Origin of the sequence: Gordonia caeni, from assembly GCF_039537105.1 — a bacterium.
Taxonomy (GTDB): domain Bacteria; phylum Actinomycetota; class Actinomycetes; order Mycobacteriales; family Mycobacteriaceae; genus Gordonia; species Gordonia caeni.
This window is the reverse complement of record NZ_BAAAZW010000011.1, coordinates 63,202-81,856: the sequence shown is the minus strand read 5'-3', so window position 1 is coordinate 81,856 and position 18,655 is coordinate 63,202. Positions and strand designations below refer to the sequence as shown.

At 70.5% G+C, this 18,655-nt stretch carries 14 protein-coding genes, 1 tRNA gene and 1 pseudogene; 6 read left to right on the top strand and 10 right to left on the bottom strand.

All coding sequences use genetic code 11. The features are described from left to right. Positions 1-95: 95 nt before the first annotated feature. The 4 genes and pseudogenes from ABD732_RS16545 to ABD732_RS16530 all read right to left on the bottom strand — a co-directional run bounded on the left by ABD732_RS16545 (position 96) and on the right by ABD732_RS16530 (position 3,567). On the bottom strand, positions 96-1,025 hold the full coding sequence (locus ABD732_RS16545) for an LLM class F420-dependent oxidoreductase (RefSeq protein WP_344785584.1): 930 nt from the start codon (positions 1,023-1,025) through the stop codon (positions 96-98). A 44-nt stretch (positions 1,026-1,069) separates the two neighbouring features. Beyond that, the gene (locus ABD732_RS16540) at positions 1,070-2,083 is read right to left on the bottom strand and encodes an Rv2578c family radical SAM protein (protein ID WP_344785583.1); all 1,014 of its coding nucleotides are present in this window, start codon (positions 2,081-2,083) and stop codon (positions 1,070-1,072) included. A gap of 158 nt (positions 2,084-2,241) precedes the next feature. After that, positions 2,242-2,314, bottom strand: a tRNA-Thr gene (locus ABD732_RS16535). A 63-nt stretch (positions 2,315-2,377) separates the two neighbouring features. Continuing rightward, positions 2,378-3,567 (bottom strand): annotated as a pseudogene (locus ABD732_RS16530) (NAD(P)-dependent malic enzyme). Positions 3,568-3,716: 149 nt separating this feature from the next. On the opposite strand from ABD732_RS16530, the gene ABD732_RS16525 reads away from it, so the two are divergent. Both ABD732_RS16525 and ABD732_RS16520 read left to right on the top strand, forming a co-directional pair. Further along, the gene (locus tag ABD732_RS16525; protein ID WP_344785582.1) at positions 3,717-4,355 is read left to right on the top strand and encodes a GntR family transcriptional regulator; all 639 of its coding nucleotides are present in this window, start codon (positions 3,717-3,719) and stop codon (positions 4,353-4,355) included. Beyond that, entirely contained in the window at positions 4,352-5,641 is a 1,290-nt protein-coding gene (locus ABD732_RS16520) for an MFS transporter (RefSeq protein ID WP_344785581.1), read from the top strand. Before ABD732_RS16525 ends, ABD732_RS16520 begins: the two co-directional genes overlap by 4 nt. Here ABD732_RS16520 and galE read toward each other — a convergent pair. Together galE and rfbB are read right to left on the bottom strand one after the other, a co-directional pair. Next, positions 5,629-6,645, bottom strand: coding sequence for a UDP-glucose 4-epimerase GalE (gene galE, locus ABD732_RS16515; RefSeq protein WP_344785580.1), 1,017 nt, complete (start codon positions 6,643-6,645; stop codon positions 5,629-5,631). The genes ABD732_RS16520 and galE overlap by 13 nt on opposite strands. An 11-nt stretch (positions 6,646-6,656) precedes the next feature. Then, entirely contained in the window at positions 6,657-7,661 is a 1,005-nt protein-coding gene (rfbB, locus tag ABD732_RS16510; protein ID WP_344785579.1) for a dTDP-glucose 4,6-dehydratase, read from the bottom strand. A 57-nt stretch (positions 7,662-7,718) separates the two neighbouring features. Here rfbB and rfbA point away from each other — a divergent pair, with 57 nt between their 5' ends. Beyond that, complete coding sequence (rfbA, locus tag ABD732_RS16505) at positions 7,719-8,594, top strand: glucose-1-phosphate thymidylyltransferase RfbA (RefSeq protein WP_344785578.1); 876 nt, start codon at positions 7,719-7,721, stop codon at positions 8,592-8,594. Positions 8,595-8,620: 26 nt separating this feature from the next. After that, complete coding sequence (locus ABD732_RS16500) at positions 8,621-9,238, top strand: dTDP-4-dehydrorhamnose 3,5-epimerase family protein (RefSeq protein WP_344785577.1); 618 nt, start codon at positions 8,621-8,623, stop codon at positions 9,236-9,238. A 103-nt stretch (positions 9,239-9,341) separates the two neighbouring features. Here ABD732_RS16500 and ABD732_RS16495 read toward each other — a convergent pair whose 3' ends face one another. Together ABD732_RS16495 and ABD732_RS16490 are read right to left on the bottom strand one after the other, a co-directional pair. Then, positions 9,342-10,709 carry a M1 family metallopeptidase gene (locus tag ABD732_RS16495; protein ID WP_344785576.1) on the bottom strand — a complete coding sequence of 456 codons (1,368 nt, stop codon included), beginning with the start codon at positions 10,707-10,709 and terminating at the stop codon, positions 9,342-9,344. Positions 10,710-10,780: 71 nt separating this feature from the next. Further along, on the bottom strand, positions 10,781-14,671 hold the full coding sequence (locus tag ABD732_RS16490; protein ID WP_344785575.1) for a Pls/PosA family non-ribosomal peptide synthetase: 3,891 nt from the start codon (positions 14,669-14,671) through the stop codon (positions 10,781-10,783). Between the two features lie 153 nt (positions 14,672-14,824). Here ABD732_RS16490 and fgd point away from each other — a divergent pair, with 153 nt between their 5' ends. Continuing rightward, entirely contained in the window at positions 14,825-15,847 is a 1,023-nt protein-coding gene (gene fgd / locus ABD732_RS16485; RefSeq protein WP_344785574.1) for a glucose-6-phosphate dehydrogenase (coenzyme-F420), read from the top strand. Here fgd and ABD732_RS16480 read toward each other — a convergent pair. Both ABD732_RS16480 and ABD732_RS16475 read right to left on the bottom strand, forming a co-directional pair. Continuing rightward, positions 15,844-16,359 carry a hypothetical protein gene (locus tag ABD732_RS16480; protein ID WP_344785573.1) on the bottom strand — a complete coding sequence of 172 codons (516 nt, stop codon included), beginning with the start codon at positions 16,357-16,359 and terminating at the stop codon, positions 15,844-15,846. The two genes, fgd and ABD732_RS16480, sit on opposite strands and share 4 nt — an antisense overlap. Positions 16,360-16,456: 97 nt before the next feature. Beyond that, on the bottom strand, positions 16,457-17,242 hold the full coding sequence (locus ABD732_RS16475) for an HAD-IIA family hydrolase (protein WP_344785572.1): 786 nt from the start codon (positions 17,240-17,242) through the stop codon (positions 16,457-16,459). 136 nt (positions 17,243-17,378) lie between these two features. On the opposite strand from ABD732_RS16475, the gene ABD732_RS16470 reads away from it, so the two are divergent. Then, positions 17,379-18,626, top strand: coding sequence for an alpha/beta hydrolase family protein (locus ABD732_RS16470; RefSeq protein WP_344785571.1), 1,248 nt, complete (start codon positions 17,379-17,381; stop codon positions 18,624-18,626). Positions 18,627-18,655: the final 29 nt, after the last annotated feature.

Genomic DNA, 18,655 nt, shown 5'->3' with positions numbered 1-18,655 from the left:
CCCTCCTGGACGTCGCCCGGCATCCTCAGCCGGTTGCCATCGACTATAGGGAGTCTGCCCGGAAGCGTCGCGTGCGGTGAGGACTGCGCCGGGTCTCAGGGCAGGTGCGGTGCGATCTCGGCGGCGACCAGCTCCAGCTGGTCGAGGTCGGACAGGTCCAGCGTCTGCAGGTAGATCCGGCCGGCCCCGATCCGCCGGAAGGACTCGATCACCGCCAGCGCCTCGTCGACGGTGCCGGCCACGCCGTTCTCGCGGAGCTCGTCGGGCTCGCGGCCGATCGCGGCGGCGCGGCGGCGGAACTCGTCCTCGGTGCGGCCGACGCACAGCACCAGGGCCGCCGAATAGGTGAGGCCGGAGCGAAGACGCCCGACCGCCTCGCAGGCGTCGCCGACGCGCTCGTACATCTCGGCGGCCTTGGCGCGGCTGACGAACGGGACGTTGAACTCGGTCGCGTAGTTCGCGGCCAACGCCGGCGTCCGCTTGCGGCCGGTGCCGCCGACGATCAGCGGCGGACGGGGATGCTGGCGCGGTTTGGGCAGCGCCGGCGAGTTCTCGATGGTGAAGTACCCGCCGGAGTAGTCGTAGGTCTGCCCTTCCGGGGTGGCCCACATGCCGGTGAGGATGTCGAAGGTCTCCTCGAGGCGGCCGAAGCGTTCACCGAGATCCGGGAACGGGATGCCGTACGCCGCATGCTCTTCGGCGAACCAGCCGGCGCCCAGCCCGAGCTCCACCCGGCCGCCGCTCATCTGGTCGACCTGCGCCACCTGCACCGCCAGCTGACCGGGGTGCCGGAAGGTGGCCGAGGTGACCAGGGTGCCCAGCCGGATCCGCTCGGTCTGCACCGCCAGCGCGGCGAGAGTGAGCCACGCGTCGGTGGGGCCGGGCAGGCCGTCGGCGTTCATGGCCAGGTAGTGATCGGACCGGAAGAAGGCGTCGAAACCGAGGTCCTCGGTGGCCTTCGCGACGCGGAGGAGGTCGTCGTAGGTGGCGCCCTGCTGCGGTTCGGTGAAGATGCGGAGATCCATGCGGCCCATGATGCCCGTCGTCCGACGATCGCGCCGAGTCCCGGTCAGAACAGGGTGAGTGCCGGCGCGGGAGCAGCGGGGGCAGCGGGTGCGGCCGCCGGTGCCGGCGGGGCGGGCCGGCTGAGCCCGTGCCGGGCCACCAGCGGCGCCATCCGCTCGCGCAGGCGTGCCGAGTACTCGGGCCGCACGTAGCCGCCGCGGCCGTAGAGGGTGCGGTACCGGCGCACCAGTGCGGGGTGCGTCTGGCCCAGCCATTCCAGGAAGACGCCGCGGGTGGCGCCGCGCAGGTGGAGCGGGAGCGCGGTGACCCCGGTGGCTCCGGCGTCGGCCAGTGCGGCCAGCAGCGCGTCGAGCTGGGCCCGGTCGTCGGTGAGGTGGGGCACCACCGGCGCGACCATGACGTGCGGGGCGAAGCCGGCCTCGGCCAAAGCCGTGATCAGGTCCAGGCGCGCCCGCGGCGACGGGGCGCCGGGGTCGAGTTGCTTGCCGAGTTCGTCGTCGAGCATGGCCAGCGAGACGCCGACCCGGACGTCGACGGCCTGCCGTGCGGCCCGCAGCAGCGGCAGGTCACGGCGCAGCAGAGTGCCCTTGGTGAGGATCGACATGGGGGTTCCCGACTCGGCGAGTGCGGTGATCACCCCGGGCATCAGCCGGTAGCGGCCCTCGGCGCGCTGGTAGGGGTCGGTGTTGGTGCCCAGGGCCACGGTTTCGCGCTGCCAGGAACGCCGGCGCAGTTCCTTCCGCAGGACCGCGGCGACGTTCAGCTTCACCACCAATTGCGAGTCGAAGTCGTCGCCGGGATTCAGATCCAGGTACTCGTGACTGGACCGGGCGAAACAGTACCGGCAGGCGTGGCTGCAGCCGCGCATGGTGTTGACGGTGTACCGGAACGGCAGCTGCGCGCCCTCGGGCAGTTTGTTCAGCGCGCTGCGCGAGAGGACCTCGTGAAAGGTGATTCCGGCGAACTCGGGCGTCTGGACCGAACGGACCAGCCCCGCCCGATCGAGGCCGGGCAGTGCGCCGTCGTCGGCATCGGCCGCCTGGCTCGCCCATCGCATGCCTCAATCCGAACATATGTTCGGACGGGTCGTCAAGGCAGGGTGCTGGAGAATCGACGTCGATGGTGCCGGAGCGTGCCGAATCGGGTCTCAGTGCCCGGATACGAGAGAAGCCAGGTAGAAGATCTGCGATCAGATCTTCTACCTGGCCTTGTCGGAGCCGCCTAGGAGAATCGAACTCCTGACCTATTCATTACGAGTGAATCGCTCTACCGACTGAGCTAAGGCGGCGTGCCGTCGCGTGCGACAGCGCTCACGATGGTACCGAGCAGCCCGGGGCGGGGGCAAAACGGGTCAGGCGATCACTCCTTCGGTGCGGGCGGCGTCGGCCACGGCCTGGGCCACAGCCGGCGCCACGCGGGGATCCAGGGCGCTCGGAACGATGTAGTCGGCGGCGAGGTCGTCGCCGACCACGGCCAGGATCGCCTCGGCGGCGGCCAGTTTCATCCCCTCGGTGATCCGGCGGGCGCCGGCGTCCAGGGCGCCGGCGAACACGCCGGGGAAGGCCAGCACGTTGTTGATCTGATTGGGGAAGTCGCTGCGGCCGGTCGCGATGATCGCCGCGTGTTCGGCGGCGACGTCGGGGTGGATCTCCGGATCCGGGTTCGACATCGCGAAGATGACGGCGTCGTCGGCCATGGTGGCCACGGCGGACTCGGCGACGGTGCCGGCGGAGACACCGACGAACACGTCGGCGCCGTCGAGGGCCTCGGCGGCGCCGCCGTGCAGGTTCCGCGGATTGGACCAGGTAGCCAGGTCGGTCTTGAACTCGTTCAGGTCGGGGCGGTCGGCGGCGATGATGCCCTTGGAGTCCAGGACGACGATGTCGGCGACACCGGCGGCCCGCAGGATCTTGGCGCAGGCGACGCCCGCGGCGCCGGCGCCGGAGATCACCACGCGTAGGCCCGCGACGTCGCGGTCGAGGTGCCGGGCGGCGCCCTTGAGTGCGGCGAGCACCACGATCGCGGTGCCGTGCTGGTCGTCGTGCATCACCGGGCAGTCGAGCGCCTCGATCAGGCGGCGCTCGATCTCGAAGCAGCGGGGAGCGGAGATGTCCTCCAGGTTCACCGCGCCGAAACTCGGGCGCAGCCGGATGATCGTCTCGACGATCTCGTCGGGATCGGTGGTGTCCAGGACGATCGGGATGGAGTTGAGGCCGGCGAAGGTACGGAACAGCGCCGACTTGCCCTCCATGACCGGAAGGGAGGCGCGCGGCCGATGTCGCCGAGGCCGAGGACCGCGGTGCCGTCCGAGACCACCGCGACCAGACGGTCGGTCCAGGTGTACTCGTCCACCAGTGCGCGGTCGGCCGCGATCGCGCGGGAGACCTGGGCGACGCCGGGGGTGTAGGCGATCGACAGGTCGCGCTGCGTCGCTATCGGGCTGCGCAACTCCACCGACAGTTTGCCGCCCTGATGGGCGTCGAAGATCTGCTCATCGGTGATGGGGATGTCGGTGCGGGGCGCGTTCGCGGAACTGGCCACGGTCACTCCTTCCGGCGGGGTGCGCCCGCCATGCGGTGGTCGATCAGTGGTTCTCGATCCTCTGATTCTGCACCTGTGGCCGCGCGGTTCTGCGCGCACGGGGAGAACTCGGTGGACACCAGCGGCGCCGAACGTGCAAAATACATCTTGTGTCTAAGACGTATTCGGCCGCTGAGCGGGTGTACGACCAGGTCAAGGAACTCATTCTGACCTGCGAACTCCCCGGCGGAGAACTCATCAGCGAGGGCGAGATCGCCGAGCGCTGCCAGGTCAGCCGCACCCCGGTGCGGGAGGCCTTCCTGCGGCTGTCCGCCGAGGGCTGGATGCGCCTGTACCCCAAGCGGGGCGCGCTCATCGTGCCCGTCGGCGAGCGGGAGTCGCGCGAGGTGCTCGAGGCCCGGCTGCTGATCGAGGGGCACGCGGTGCGCGGCATCGTCGACCGCCCGGACGCTGCCGCGGCGCTGGTGGTCCGGCTGCGTGCCAATCTCGCCGAACATCGCGCAGCGCACGGCAGCGACGAATTCGCCCGCATCGACACCGAGTTCCACCAGTTGATCGTCGAAGCCGGCCGCAACAGCCTGCTCGAGCAGTTCTACACTTCGCTCGGCGAGCGCCGCCGCCGCATGACCGCGGCGAGCATGCACCGCGACGAACGGGTCGTCGACCGGATCCACACCGATCACGCGGAGCTGGTGGAAGCCATCGACGACGGCGACGCCGCTCGATTCGACGCTCTGCTGACCGCGCACCTGTCGGGCGTGCACGAGGTTCCGGGGGTGGGCCGATGAACCCGCGACAGCGACTGGCCTCGGCCACCCGCTTCGGCTGGCCCGGCGTCTCCCTGGCGGTCTTCACCGCGGCCTGGGGCGGCAACGAGTTCACCCCGCTGCTGGTGATGTACCGCGAGCACTCGCACATGTCGACCGTCGTGGTGGACACGCTGCTGTTCACCTACGTGCTGGGCATCGTCCCGGCGCTGCTGATCGGCGGCCCGCTGTCGGACCGCTTCGGGCGCCGGCCGCTGATGCTGCCGTCACCGGTGATCGCGGCGATCGGCTCGGCGCTGCTGGCGGCGGGACCGCACTCGGTGGCGCTGCTGGCGGTGGGTCGCGTGTGCAGCGGTATCGCCCTCGGGCTGGCCATGGCCGTTGGCGGCAGCTGGATCAAGGAACTGTCCGACCGCGACGGCGCGGGCGTCACCGCCGGCGCCCGCCGGGCCGCCCTCAGCCTGACCGCCGGTTTCGGTCTGGGCGCTGCGGTCGCCGCGCTGCTCGCCCAATGGGGGCCGTGGCCCAACCAGTTCGCGTACCTGGTCAACATCGCGCTTGCCGCCGTCGCGCTGGTGCTGCTGCTGCCCACTCCGGAGACCCGGACCGGCGCCCGGCAGGGGCGCCTGGTCGACGACCTGAAGATCCCGTCGGTCCGGAAACTGCGCTTCTGGGTGCTGATCGCGCCGACGGCGCCGTGGGTGTTCGGCACCTGCGCGGTGGCCTACGCGGTGCTGCCGGCGCTGCTCACGCCGTTCACCGGCGGCTGGGAGATCGTCTTCGCCGGCATCTGCTGTCTGGTGGGATTGACGGCCGGGTTCTTCGTGCAGACCCTCGGCCGCAAGGTCGACCGGCCCGGCTCGCCGCGCGCCCTGGCGATCTCGATGGTCCTCGTCGCCACCGGCATGGTGCTGGCGGCGGTCGCCGTGAACGTGCTCACCGTGCCGATGGCTCTCCTCGCGGCGGCGGTGCTCGGCTGCGGCTACGGGATGACGCTGATCTCCGGTCTGCTGGAGGTCCAGCGCATCGCCGGACCCGACGACCTGGCCGGCCTCACCGCGGTCTTCTACGGCCTCACGTATCTGGGCTTCGCCAGCCCGGCGATCCTGGCGTGGGTCAACGGCCGCTTCGACATCGGCTACCCGGCCATGCTGCTGTTCGGCGCGGTGATCGCGCTGATCGGCCTGGCGGTGGTGCTCGGCGGCTCGCGGGGCCCGGTCGCTGCCCGGCTGGGTATCGGACGCCACCACGAAGAGGATGTGCTCGGCGCGCAGAATCCGGCCGAGCGGGTCGGTCAGTCCGGATAGCCGTTCGGGTTCTGCGACTGCCAGCGCCACGAATCGGCGCACATGTCGTCGACGGTGCGGTCGGCACGCCAGCCCAGCTCGGCGTTCGCCTTGGCCGGGTCGGCCCAGTTCGCGGCCTGGTCGCCGGGCCGGCGCGGCGCGATCTGATACGGGATCTCCCGGCCGCTGGCGCGGGCGAAGGCATCGACCAGCTGCAGCACCGACACGCCCTGCCCCGTGCCGAGATTCCACACCGACCACGCCTCGGTGATCTCGTCCAGGCGGTTCAGCGCCGCGATGTGTCCGGCCGCCAGATCCTCGACGTGGATGTAATCGCGGACGCCGGTGCCGTCGACGGTGTCGTAGTCGTCGCCGAACACCGACAGGCGATCACGCCGTCCCACGGCCACCTGTGTGATGAACGGCATCAGGTTGTTCGGGAAGCCGCTCGGGTCCTCGCCGATGTCGCCGCTGGTGTGGGCGCCCACAGGATTGAAGTACCGCAGCACCGCGATCCGCCAGCTGGGGTCGGCCGCCGCCAGATCGCGCAGCACCTGCTCGATCATCACCTTGGTCCACCCGTACGGGTTGGTGGCCGAGGTCGGCATGTCCTCGGTGCGCTCGAGCACCGGGTTCTCGCCGTACACCGTCGCCGACGACGAGAAGACGAACTTGCGGACGCCGGCCGCATCCATCGCGCGCAGCACCGAGAACGTGCTGTCGAGGTTGTTCTCGTAGTAGTCCAGCGGCTTGGCCACGGACTCGCCGACCGCTTTGAAGCCGGCGAAGTGGATCACCGCGTCCACCGGCTCGGCGGCCAGGAGTGCGGCGGTCGCCTCCCGGTCGGTCAGGTCCACGCGGTGCACCGGAATGGTCTGCCCGGCGAGGGCCTCCAACCGGCCGACGACCGCCGATTTGGCGTTGCTGAAATCGTCGGCGATCTCCACGTGGTGTCCGGCGGCCAGCAACTGCAGCACCGTGTGCGAGCCGATGTAACCGGCGCCGCCGGTGACCAGAACGCGCATGTGGTCTCCCTCTAGTCGAGTGTCGTCTGCGTCTTCGCGTACGAGGCTTCCACGCCCGCCTTGACCGGTTCCCACCAGTCCCTGTGCGTTCGGTACCAGTCGATCGTGGCGGCCAGCCCGGACCGGAAATCGGTGTAGCGGGGACTCCAGCCCAGCTCGGTCCGCAGCCGTGTCGAGTCGATGGCGTACCGGAGGTCGTGCCCGGGCCGGTCGGTGACGAAGTCGAAGGCGTCGGCCGGCCGGCCCATCAGCTCCAGGATCGACTCCACGACGGTGCGGTTGTCCACTTCGCCGTCCGCGCCGATCAGGTAGGTCTGGCCGGGGATGCCGCGCTCGATGATGGTCCAGACGGCGTCGTTGTGGTCGTCGACGTGGATCCAGTCGCGCACATTGGCGCCGTCGCCGTAGACCTTCGGGCGGATCCCGGTGAGCACGTTGGTGATCTGGCGGGGGATCAGCTTCTCCACGTGCTGATACGGGCCGTAGTTGTTGGAGCAGTTCGAGATGGTCGCCGTCACCCCGAACGATCGCACCCACGCCCGGACCAGCAGATCGCTGCCCGCCTTGGTGGAGCTGTACGGGCTCGACGGGTTGTAGGCGGTCGATTCGGTGAACCGCTCCGGATCGTCGAGATCCAGGTCGCCGTAGACCTCGTCGGTGCTGACGTGGTGTAGCCGAACGCCGTGGCGGCGCACCGCCTCCAGCAGGGTGTAGGTGCCGACCAGGTTGGTGTGCACGAACGACGACGGGTCGTCCAGGGAGCGGTCGTTGTGCGACTCGGCGGCGAAGTTCACCACCAGATCCGAGGCGGCCACCAGCGGGTCGACCAGGGCGGCGTCGCCGATGTCGCCGCGGACCACGGTGATCCGGTCGGCCACCGGGTCCAGCGTGTGCGGGTTGGCGGCGTAGGTGAACTTGTCGAGCACCGTGACCCGGTCGTCCGGCCGGTTCGCCAGCGTCGTCAGCACGAAGTTGGCGCCGATGAAACCGGCACCACCGGTCACCAGTACGCGCATCTAAGGTTCCCCTTGGTAGTCCGTCACTGCCGGTGACTCTACCGATAGGGTGATCGCATGCGCGGAATCATCCTGGCCGGGGGCACCGGAAGCCGCCTGCACCCGATCACCCAGGGGGTGAGCAAGCAACTGGTCCCGGTCTACGACAAGCCGATGATCTACTACCCGCTGTCGACCCTGATGCTCGCCGGGATCCGCGACATCCTGGTGATCACCACCCCGCAGGACCGCCGGGCGTTCGAGGAACTCCTCGGGGACGGTTCCCAGTTCGGGATCTCGCTGTCGTACGCGGTGCAGCACGAGCCGAACGGTCTGGCGCAGGCCTTCGTGATCGGCGCCGACCACATCGGCGACGATTCCGTGGCGCTGGTGTTGGGGGACAACATCTTCTACGGCCCCGGACTGGGCAGTCGGTTGCAGGGCTTCGAAGACGTCGACGGCGGCGCCGTGTTCGCCTACCGGGTCGCCGACCCGTCGGCCTACGGCGTCATCGAGTTCGACGAGACCGGCCACGCCATCTCCCTGGAGGAGAAGCCCGCGGAGCCCAAGTCGAACTACGCGGTGCCCGGGCTCTACTTCTATTCCGGCGACGTGGTCGACATCGCCCGCGGCCTGACCCCGTCGGCGCGTGGCGAGTACGAGATCACCGACATCAACGCCGAGTACCTGCGCCGCGGGAAACTGCGCGTCACCGTCCTGCCGCGCGGCACCGCCTGGCTCGACACCGGCACCTTCGACTCGCTCCTGGATGCCGGCAACTTCGTGCGCACCGTGGAGCAGCGGCAGGGCCTCAAGATCGCCGTGCCCGAAGAGATCGCCTGGCGCCTGGGCTATCTGAGCGACGACGACCTGCGCGCCCGCGCCCAGACCCTGACCAAGTCCGGATACGGGACGTACCTGCTGCATCTCCTCCAGCGCGGCCCGGACTTGTAACCTCCCCCCGACCACAGAAGGACCACATGCAGGTACGAGAACTGTCGATCGCCGGCGCCTGGGAGTTCACCCCCGCCCAGCACGAGGACCATCGCGGTCTCTTCTTCGAGGCGTTCAAGGCCGAAGAGGTCGCCGGGGCGATCGGTCACGCGTTCACCCTCGCGCAGGCGAACACCTCGGTGTCGGCGGCCGGGGTGATCCGCGGCGTCCACTTCGCCGACGTGCCACCCGGACAGGCGAAGTACGTCACCTGCCCGAGCGGTGCGGTGCTCGACGTGGTGGTGGACCTGCGGGTGGGATCGCCCACCTTCGGTGCTCACGATGCCGTGCTGCTCGACGACGCCGACCGCAAGGCGGTGTACATCTCCGAAGGCCTCGGGCATGCGTTCTGCTCGCTGCAGGACGGTTCCACCGTCACTTACCTGTGCTCCACCGGCTACAACCCGACGGGCGAACACGGGGTCAGCCCGCTCGACGAGGAACTGGGCATCGGCTGGCCGTCGGTGGGCCGCGACGGGGCACCGCTGGAACTGGTGCTGTCGGAGAAGGATCGCGATGCGCCGAACCTTCGGGAGGCCGCCGAGGCCGGATTGCTCCCGCGCGCGGACCGGGTCGAGGCCTACCTGCGGGACCTGCGCGGCTGACCCGGACGGAGAGCGGCCGTATGGCGCCGACAAACGGAGAATCTCCCTTTGTGGCGGCCGTGGCGCCGCTGTCGTGCGGACGCCGGTGGTGTCGGGGCGGGCCTCAGCGCGCCCGGACACCGGGCTCGGGGAAAGGCGGGAGTTCGGGGACGAACAACCAGACCCGCCAGAAGTCGTTGAGCGATTCGCCGATGTAGGTGCTGGCCAGGGCGATGAAGTCCTCGGTGGTGGCGGCGCGGTACCGGTACTTGTCGGTCCAGCGGTGGAGCAACGCGAAGAAGGAGCCGTCGCCCAGGCGCAGGCGCAGCGCGTGCAGCGTGATGGCGCCGCGCTTGTACACCCAGTCGTCGAACATCTCCTTGGGGCCGGGGTCGGCGAGCGGCACCTTCACCGGGGCCGCCGCCAGTTTGGCGTAGTAGTGCCGCGCCCACTCCTCGGCCGAGCGTCCCCCGCTGCGCTGGCTCCACAGCCATTCGGCGTAGCAGGCGAATCCCTCGTTCAGCCAGATGTCGCGCCAGCGCGCGACGGTCACCGAGTTGCCGAACCACTGATGGGCCAGTTCGTGGGCGATCAGCCGCTCACTGGTGAGGGTGCCGTCGCAATGATTGGCGCCGAACGTGGAGAAGGTCTGCGCCTCGAGCGGGATCTCGAGGTCGTCGTCCACCACCACCGCGGTGTACTGCGGGAACGGGTAGGGGCCGAACAACTCGGTGAAGCACTCCATCATCGGCACCTGGTTGGCGAAGCTCTCGCCGAACTGACGGTGCAGCCGCCGCGGCGCCAGTGCGTAGACCGGGACCGGTGCGGTCGCCAGCCGACGGTGCTCGTACTGGCCGATCTGGATCGACGCGAGGTAGGTGGCCATCGGCTCCACCTGCTCGTAGACCCAGGTGGTCTGCGCCGCCGACCGCTTCTTGGAGATCAGCACCCCGTTGGCGAGGGCGAAGTACGGACTGTCGGTGGTGATGCTGATCTGGAACGGCGCTTTGGCCTCGGGATGGTCGTCGCACGGGAACCACGACGGCGCACCGTTCGGCTGGTTCGCGCACAGGGAGCCGTCCTCCAGTTCCTCCCAGCCGACCGTCCCCCACGGACTGCGCAGCGGCCTCGGGTTGCCGCCGTAGCGGATCACGACAGTGATGGCGCCGCCCGGCGGGATGGGCTGGGCCGGCGTGATCGACAGCTTCCCGGAGCGGTGCGAATGCCGGGCCTGCTTGTGGTTCACCGACACCCGCTCGACGCGCATGCCACCGGCCAGGTCCAAGGTGAGGCGACTGAGTTGCTGGTACGACGTCGCCGTGATCGTGGCGGTTCCGCGCAGCCGGTTCGACGACACCCGGTAGGTCAGATCCAGCTCGTACCGGGAGATGCGGTAGCCGAGGTTCCCGTTGCGCGGCAGATACGGATCGAGCTCGTGGGAGGTGCCGCTGAGGGTCGGGGTGTGCTTGACGTCCTTACCCTTGCTCGGCACTCAATCCTCCGTTCTCGTCTCCTTCCGCAGTCCTCACCCTACCGGTGCGGACGCGGCGTCGGGCGGTTGGTTCAGCGTGGCCACGGGGCGATCGGATTGCCCTGCCAGCGCGTGTGATCGGGCACGTGATCGCCGCGCATCACCAGCGATCCGGGACCGACGGTCGCGGCGGTGCCGAGCTGCGCGGCCGGCAGCGCGACGCAGTGCGGGCCGAGGGTGGCGCCGGCTTCGAGCCGGACCGAGTCGATGGCCATCACGCGGTCGTGGAACAGGTGCGTCTGGACCACGCAGCCACGCTGCACATTGGCGCCGTCTCCCAGGTCCACCAGGTCGGCCTCGGGCAGCCAGTACGACTCGCACCAGACGCCGCGGCCGATCCGCGCACCCATTGCGCGCAGCCACCAGTTGAGCACGGGGGTTCCGGTGGCGGCGTTGGCGAACCAGGGGGCGGCCACCGTCTCGACGAAGGCATCGGAGAGTTCGTTGCGCCAGATGAACGAACTCCACAGCGGATGCTCGCCCGCCCGGACACGGCCGATCACCATCCACTTGGCCGCCGCCGCGATCACCCCGGCCGCCGCGCCCGCGGTCAGCAGCACCAGCCCGCTGACCGCCGTCGCGACCGCCGCATTCGAGGCCGTCGCGACCGCCTGCAGGGCCAGCAGCACGCCGGTCCCGATCAGGAACGACACCCACACGGCGGCCAGGCGCAGGGTCTCGACCACCGACCGCGCCAGCCGCAGCCTCAGCGGCGGGGCGAAGGTGCGGGCGCTGTCGGCCTCGCCCGCGGTGCGGCGCAGTCGCTGCGGCGGGCTGCCCAGCCAGCTGGAGCCGGACTTGGCCTTCGCCGGCGCCGCCGACAGGACCGCGACCAGGCCGCCCTTGGGGACCTTGCGTGCGGGGGCGACCATGCCCGAGTTGCCCAGGAAAGCGCGTTTGCCGACGCGGGCCTGCCCGATCCGCATCCAGCCGCCGCCGAGCTCATAGGAGGCCATCAGGGTGTCGTCGGCCAGGAACGACTCGTCGCCGACGACGGTGAACTTGGGGACCACCAGCGCGGTGGAGATCTCGGTGCCCTTGCCGATCTGCGCCCCCAGCGCCCGGAACCACCACGGCGTCAGCAGGCTCGCGTACAGCGGGAACAGGTAGATCCGGGCGGCGTCCATCACCCGCTCGGTCAGCCACATCTGCCAGCCGACACGGCTGCGGACCTCGTACCAGCCGGGCGTGAGTCCGATCGACGACGCGCGCACGACGATCAGCGTCACCAGCGCGAAGACGGCGAGCGCGGCGAGCATCCCGGCCGGGCTCAGCGCCAGTGCGCGCAGTGTCGCCGAGGCGAGGTCGTCGGCGGACAGGGCCCAGGAGAAGGTCACCACCAGGCCTGCGGCCAGGGAGATCAGCGGGATCCCGGCGATCAGCAAAGCGCTGGCGGCGTAGATCGGCACCCAATGGCGTCGGACCGGCGGGCGCTCCCGCGGCCAGTGCGACTTGGCCTTGCCGATCTTGGTGGCCGGCGACCCCGCCCAGCGCTGGCGCGCCTTGACTCTCCCGATCACCGTCGACCCGGGGTCGACGATCGCGTCCCGGCCGACCATCGCACCCGGCAGCAGCGTGGAACGCGCGCCGACGGTGGCCCCGGACTTGATCTCGACCGCCCCCAGGTGCAGCACGTCCCCATCGAGCCACCAGCCCGCCAGATCCACTTCGGGTTCGATGGCGGCGCCGTCGCCCACGGTCAGCATGCCGGTGACCGGCGGCAGAGTGTGCAGGTCCACGCCCCGTCCCAGGGTGGCGCCGAGGGCGCGAGCCAGCGACGGCATCCACGGGGCGCCCGACATGTTGTGGGCGCCGCTGGCCACCATCAGCCGTTCGGCGATCCACAGCCGCAGGTGCACCCCGCCGCCGCGCGGATGGTCGCCGGGGGACACGCCGCGCAGCAGCAGCCGGGCCCCGCCGGCGGCGATGAGCAGCCGGCCGAACGGGGTCACGAAGATCAGGAAGGCGACCACCAGCACCCACCAGTTCACCGGCACCAGCCACGGTGCGGCGTAGCCGAGGGAGTCGGCGATCGCGCGGCCGATGTTGTTGGCCACCCCGAGCCAGGTCATCCAGGCGAAACCGGTCAGGGTCGCCAGCGGGACCGCGGCCAGGAGCTGCACGATCCCGGCGCGGGCCGGGATCGGGGCCACCGCGCGCGGAGCTGCCGCCTCGGCGGGGGCCGTCGAATCGAGCAACTCGGCCAGCGAGCCGAGACGCGGATGGTCGTACAGTTCGGCGACGGTGATCTGCGGGTAGCGGGTGCGCAGCGCACTGACCAGCTGGGCCGCCGACAGCGACCCGCCGCCGGCGGCGAAGAAGTCCGCGTCGGCGCTGTGTGCCGGCGTGCCGAGCACCGCGGCCCACTGCTCGGCCAGCCACGCCTGCGTGGGCGTCAGATCGCCGGCCGCATCCGCGTCCTCACCGGCCCCGGCGTCACCGGGCACCGGCCACGGCAGCGCGGCCCGATCGACCTTGCCGGAGGTGCGGGTGGGCAACTCGTCGAGCAGAACCAGCCGCGGCACCATCGCCGCCGGCAGCTCTTCGCGCAGCCGTGCCTGCGCGGCGGTCAGGTCGAAGGCCGAGTCGGTGGAGGCCAGATAGCCGACCAGCAGGGAGTGGCCGGCGGCGTTCTCGCGGACGGCGCAGGCACCGCCACTCACGCCGGGCAGGTTCTGCAGCGCGTTGTCGATCTCACCGAGTTCGATGCGGCGCCCGCCGATCTTCACCTGGTCGTCGGCCCGTCCCACGAACACGAGTCCGGCCGGATCCAGGCGCACCAGGTCGCCGCTGCGGTAGGCGCGCTGCCAGCCCAGCGATTCCAGCGGCCCGTACTTCTCGGCGTCCTTCTCCGGATCCAGGTAGCGCGCCAGACCGACGCCGCCGATCACCAGTTCGCCGGTGTCGCCGACGGCCACCGGCCGCCCGGCGGCGTCGACCACCGCCAGGTCCCAGCCGATGAGGGGAAGGCCGATGCGCACCGGCTCGCCGCTGTGCATGAGCGCGGCCGAGGCCACCACGGTGGCCTCGGTGGGGCCGTAGGTGTTCCATACTTCCCGGTCGTCGGTGACCAGTCGGTCGGCCAGCTCGGGCGGGCAGGCCTCGCCGCCGAAGATCAGCAGCCGTACGGCCTCCAGCGCCTCGGCCGGCCACAGCGCGGCGAGCGTCGGCACCGTGGAGACCACGTTGACGTCGCGCATCACCAGCCACGGCCCCAGGTCCATGCCGCTGCGCACCAGAGCCCGCGGCGCGGGCACCAGGCAGGCGCCGCTGCGCCAGGCCAGCCACATCTCTTCGCAGGAGGCGTCGAAGGCGACCGACAGCCCGGCCAGCACCCGGTCGCCCGGTCCGAGAGGCCGGTCCTGCAGGAACAGAACGGCCTCGGCGTCGACGAAGGCTGCGGCGTTGCGGTGGGTCACCGCGACGCCCTTCGGTTTACCGGTGGACCCGGAGGTGAAGATGATCCAGGCGTCGTCGTCGACGGTGGCCGGGGAGTGCTCCAGCGCCTCCCCGGAGCCGGTCGCGCGGTGCCGGCCGGCGCGCGAGTCGATGCCGTCGACATCGATCACCGCATCCACCTCGGCCTCGCCGAAGACCAGATCGGCGCGTTCGTCGGGGTCGTCGGCGTCGACGGGAACGTAGGCGGCGCCGGCGTACAGGGTCGCGAGGATCGCGATGTACAGGTCCCGGTGCCCGGACGGCATCCGGATACCCACCCGGTCTCCGCGGCCGATGCCGAGGGCTCCCAGCCGCCCGGCCGTCCGCCGCACCACCGCGACCAGTTCGGAGTACGAGAGGATCTGATCGCCGTCGTCGATCGCCGGTGCGTCCGGGTGTGCCGCGGCGGTGGCGGCCAGGATGTCGATCAGCGTGCGCGGCGGCGTCGCCTCATCGGCGCGCAGAAATTCCGGTGGAATCGGCACAGCGTCGATTGTGCACCAGGAGGCCGGACTTCGTGCGGTTCACCGGCCGCGTCCACCGGTCGCCGGACGCTGCTCCGGAGGCAGCGCCGGGTGGCGGCGTGAACGCTGACGGGGCCGTCGTAAGGTGGATCACAGACCTTCGGAAGGAAACACATGGCAGCGGAACTCAAGCTCGGACTCAAGGCATCGGCGGAGCAGTTCGGGCCGCGCGACCTGGTCGAGATCGGAGTCGCGGCAGAGGAGTTCGGCCTCGACTCGGTGACGGTCAGCGACCACTTCCAGCCGTGGCGGCACAACGGCGGGCACGCGCCTTTCTCCCAGGCGTGGCTGGCGGCCGTCGGCGAGCGCACCGAGCGCGTCCAGCTCGGCACCTCGGTGCTGACCCCGAGCTTCCGCTACAACCCGGCGGTGATCGCGCAGGCCTTCGCCACCCTCGGCTGCCTGTACCCGGGCCGGGTGATGCTCGGCGTGGGCACCGGTGAGGCGCTCAACGAGTACGCCACCGGCTTCCAGGGGGAGTGGCCGGCGTTCAAGGAGCGTTTCGCGCGGCTCCGCGAGGCCGTGCGGCTGATGCGTGAACTCTGGACCGGTGAACAAGTCGACTTCGACGGGGAGTACTACCACACGCAGGGCGCGTACATGTATGACGTTCCCGCCGAACCGATCCCGGTGTACATCGCGGCCGGCGGACCCGTCGTGGCGCGCTACGCCGGCCGTGCCGGAGACGGGTTCATCTGCACCTCCGGCAAGGGCATGGAGTTGTACACCGAGAAGCTGATTCCGGCCGTGCACGAAGGCGCCGCGAAGGCCGACCGCCCCTTCGCCGACATCGACCGGATGATCGAGATCAAGATCTCCTACGACCCCGATCCCGCACGTGCCCTGGAGAACACCCGCTTCTGGGCGCCGCTGTCGCTGACTCCGGAACAGAAGCATTCGGTGAACAGTTCGGTGGAGATGGAGCGTCTGGCCGACGAACTGCCCATCGAGCAGGTCGCCAAGCGGTGGATCGTGGCCTCCACCCCGGACGAGGCGATCGCGCAGATCAAGCCCTACCTCGACGCCGGGCTCAACCACCTGGTCTTCCACAATCCGGGCGCCGACCAGCGACGTTTCTTGGAGGCCTTCACCGCCGAGGTGGTGCCGGGGCTGCGGGAACTCGGTCTGCCCGGCTAACCCTCGTCGTCGGCCGGGGCCGTCACGGTCGCGGTCGTCGTACGGGTCACCGTGGCCGTGCGGGTGACCGTCTCGCGTTCGGTCTCCGTGCGCGTCTGAGTCTGCGTCTCGGTCTCGCGTTCGGTCTGCGTCGCGGTCTGCCGCTCGCCGGTGACCGTGGTGGTGTCGGTACGGGTGGTCTCGGCGCCCTCGATCTCGGAGGTCTCGGTGACCGTCGAGGTGACCGGCGCCGCGGACGAGCCCCGGTTCTGGCCGAGCAGGAAGAAGCCGATGATCACCACGGCCGCGGCGGCCAGCGCGAGGGCGGCGATCACCTGCCAGCGGCGGATCGCGGTTTCGGCGCCCGCCGCCGCGACGGCCGTGGTCTGCTGCTGATCGGGGTCGGCGTACAGCGGTTGCCGGCCGTAGTTGACGGTCGGATCGCCGTACGGCGGCTCCGTCGGTGACCCGGGCGGTTGCTGGGCGCCGGACGGCGAGCCTTCGGGCTGCTCGGGTGGCGGGGGCGTGGTCACGGAAACTCCTCACGCGTCCGGCGGGGCACCGGGTGGGATCATGGTCGGTTGTCCACGCTACCGCGCCCGGCCGCCGCAACCGGCCGGCCGGGCCTGATCAGTCGGTGCCGAACGGATCCGAGGTGTGCCCCACCAGGTCGGCGACGGAGCGGATCACCCGGGTGGGACGGTACGGGTAGGCCTCCACCGATTCGGCGGTGGAGATACCGGAGAGCACCAGGACGGTCCGCAGTCCCGCTTCCAGGCCGGAGACGATGTCGGTGTCCATTCGATCGCCGATCATCAACGTGGACTCCGAATGCCCGCCCATCCGGCGCAGCGCCGACCGCATCATCAGCGGATTCGGTTTGCCGACGTAGTAGGGGTCGCGCCCGGTCGCCCGGCTGATCAGCGCGGCCACCGCCCCGGTGGCCGGCAGCGGCCCCAGCGACGACGGCCCGGTCGCGTCCGGGTTGGTCGCGATGAAGCGTGCGCCGCGCTCGACCAGCCGGATCGCGGTGGTGATGGCCTCGAACGAGTAGGTGCGCGTCTCGCCGAGCACCACGTAGTCGGGGTTCACGTCGGTCAGCACGTAACCGATGTCGTGCAGGGCCGTGGTCAGACCGGACTCGCCGACCACGTACGCGGTGCCGTTCGGCCGCTGCGTGGACAGGAACTGGGCGGTCGCCAGGGCCGACGTCCAGATGTTCTCCTCCGCGATGTCGAGCCCCGTCGACAGCAGCCGCGCACGCAGGTCACGCGGCGTGCGGATGGAGTTGTTCGTCAGTACCGTGAACGGGACGTCGTTGTCCTGCAGTTCGGTGACGAAGGCGTCCGCGCCTGGGATCAGTTTCTCCTCACTGATCAGCACGCCGTCCATGTCCATCAGGTAGGTCAGGCTCATGGACCCAGAGTAGGCCCGGCGTCCCGGGGCCGCAGGGCCCCGCCGGAGACGGTATTCGTGCCGGAGGTGCGCCGATCAGCGCCAGGATCACGCCGGAGCGACGGAACCGGGCACACCGCTCGCTAATGTCCGCGCCATGAGCAAACTGCCGAATCGGGCGCCCCGCCGCGGACGCCGGTCCATCGCCGTCCTGGCCGCCGCCGCCCTGATGCTGCCGGTCGCCGTCTCCGCCGCCGGGCCCGCCCGCGCCGACGACGTGGTCTCCATCGGGACCCCCGACTGGTCGGGCCTGGACGTCACCGACTACTCGGGCCCGATCCCGGCCAGGGCGGGCTCGCTGATGGCGCAGGTTCCGTTGGCGACGCCGCTGACCCTGCCGGCCGCGAGCACCGCCTACCGCGTCCAGTTCTCCAGTGAGAACCAGCACGGGAAGATGGCGACCAGCACCGGTGCCGTCTTCCTGCCCAAGGGGCCCGCTCCGGCCGGCGGCTGGCCGGTGATCTCGTGGGCACACGGCACCGTCGGCATGGACGACGAGTGCACGCCCTCGGCCCACCCGCGCAGCGACCGCGACGTGAAGTACCTCGGGCACTGGCTCGAGCAGGGGTACGCGGTGGTCGCCGCCGACTACGTCGGCCTGGGCACCCCCGGCGTCATGGCCTACCTGAACGGCAAGACTGCTGCGCACTCGATCGTCGACATCACCGTCGCCGCCCAGCAGCTGCAGTTGCCGGCCGGTGCGAAGCTGGGCAAGCGCTGGGCCATCATCGGTCAGTCGCAGGGGGCCGCCGCCGCCCTCAACGGCGCCCGCTACGCCACCGAGTTCAGTCGCGGCCGCGGCCTCGACTACCGCGGCGTGGTCGCGACCGGCATCCCGGCCAATCTGGAGAACCTCTACCAGCTGATGGGGCCGGCGATGCCTCCGGTCACCCTGCCCGGCAGCCTCAACGCCTACACCGCGTACATCCTGGCCGGGCTCAACAACACGCGCCCCGACCTGCACCTGACCCGGGTGATGACGGCGCGCGGCAAGGAGCGGATCAAGCAGGGACTGTCCACCTGCTACCCGGTGCTGAAGCAGCAGCTGGCCGGTGACGACGTCAAGACCTGGTTCTCCGCCCCGCTGATGTCGATCCCCGGATTGTCGCAGGCCATGCGGTCGTACATGTTGACCCCGTACAAGGGCTACGACCGGCCGATCTTCCTCGGTCAGGGCCTGCGCGACGTCGACGTCCCGGCCCCGTCCGCACTGTCGCTCTATGCGCAGATGAAGGCCAACGATCAGCCGGTCACGTTGCACGTGTACCCCGACGACGACCACTCCAGCGCCGTCCTCGCCTCAATGCCCGACTCCACCCCCTGGCTGGCGCGCGTGCTGCGGTAGTTCGAATCATGCTGCGGTAGTCCGGATTT

What these genes read in the sequence shown, in the direction of transcription:
- fgd (WP_344785574.1), top strand. Translation starts at nt 14,825, where the DNA reads ATGGCAGCGGAACTCAAGCTCGGACTCAAGGCATCGGCGGAGCAGTTC.
- ABD732_RS16545 (WP_344785584.1), bottom strand. Translation starts at nt 1,025, where the DNA reads ATGGATCTCCGCATCTTCACCGAACCGCAGCAGGGCGCCACCTACGAC.
- rfbB (WP_344785579.1), bottom strand. Translation starts at nt 7,661, where the DNA reads ATGCGCGTACTGGTGACCGGTGGTGCCGGTTTCATCGGCGCCAACTTC.
- ABD732_RS16475 (WP_344785572.1), bottom strand. Translation starts at nt 17,242, where the DNA reads ATGAGCCTGACCTACCTGATGGACATGGACGGCGTGCTGATCAGTGAG.
- galE (WP_344785580.1), bottom strand. Translation starts at nt 6,645, where the DNA reads ATGCGCGTTCTGGTCACCGGCGGCGCCGGTTACATCGGCTCGCACACG.
- ABD732_RS16470 (WP_344785571.1), top strand. Translation starts at nt 17,379, where the DNA reads ATGAGCAAACTGCCGAATCGGGCGCCCCGCCGCGGACGCCGGTCCATC.
- ABD732_RS16520 (WP_344785581.1), top strand. Translation starts at nt 4,352, where the DNA reads ATGAACCCGCGACAGCGACTGGCCTCGGCCACCCGCTTCGGCTGGCCC.
- rfbA (WP_344785578.1), top strand. Translation starts at nt 7,719, where the DNA reads ATGCGCGGAATCATCCTGGCCGGGGGCACCGGAAGCCGCCTGCACCCG.
- ABD732_RS16500 (WP_344785577.1), top strand. Translation starts at nt 8,621, where the DNA reads ATGCAGGTACGAGAACTGTCGATCGCCGGCGCCTGGGAGTTCACCCCC.
- ABD732_RS16540 (WP_344785583.1), bottom strand. Translation starts at nt 2,083, where the DNA reads ATGCGATGGGCGAGCCAGGCGGCCGATGCCGACGACGGCGCACTGCCC.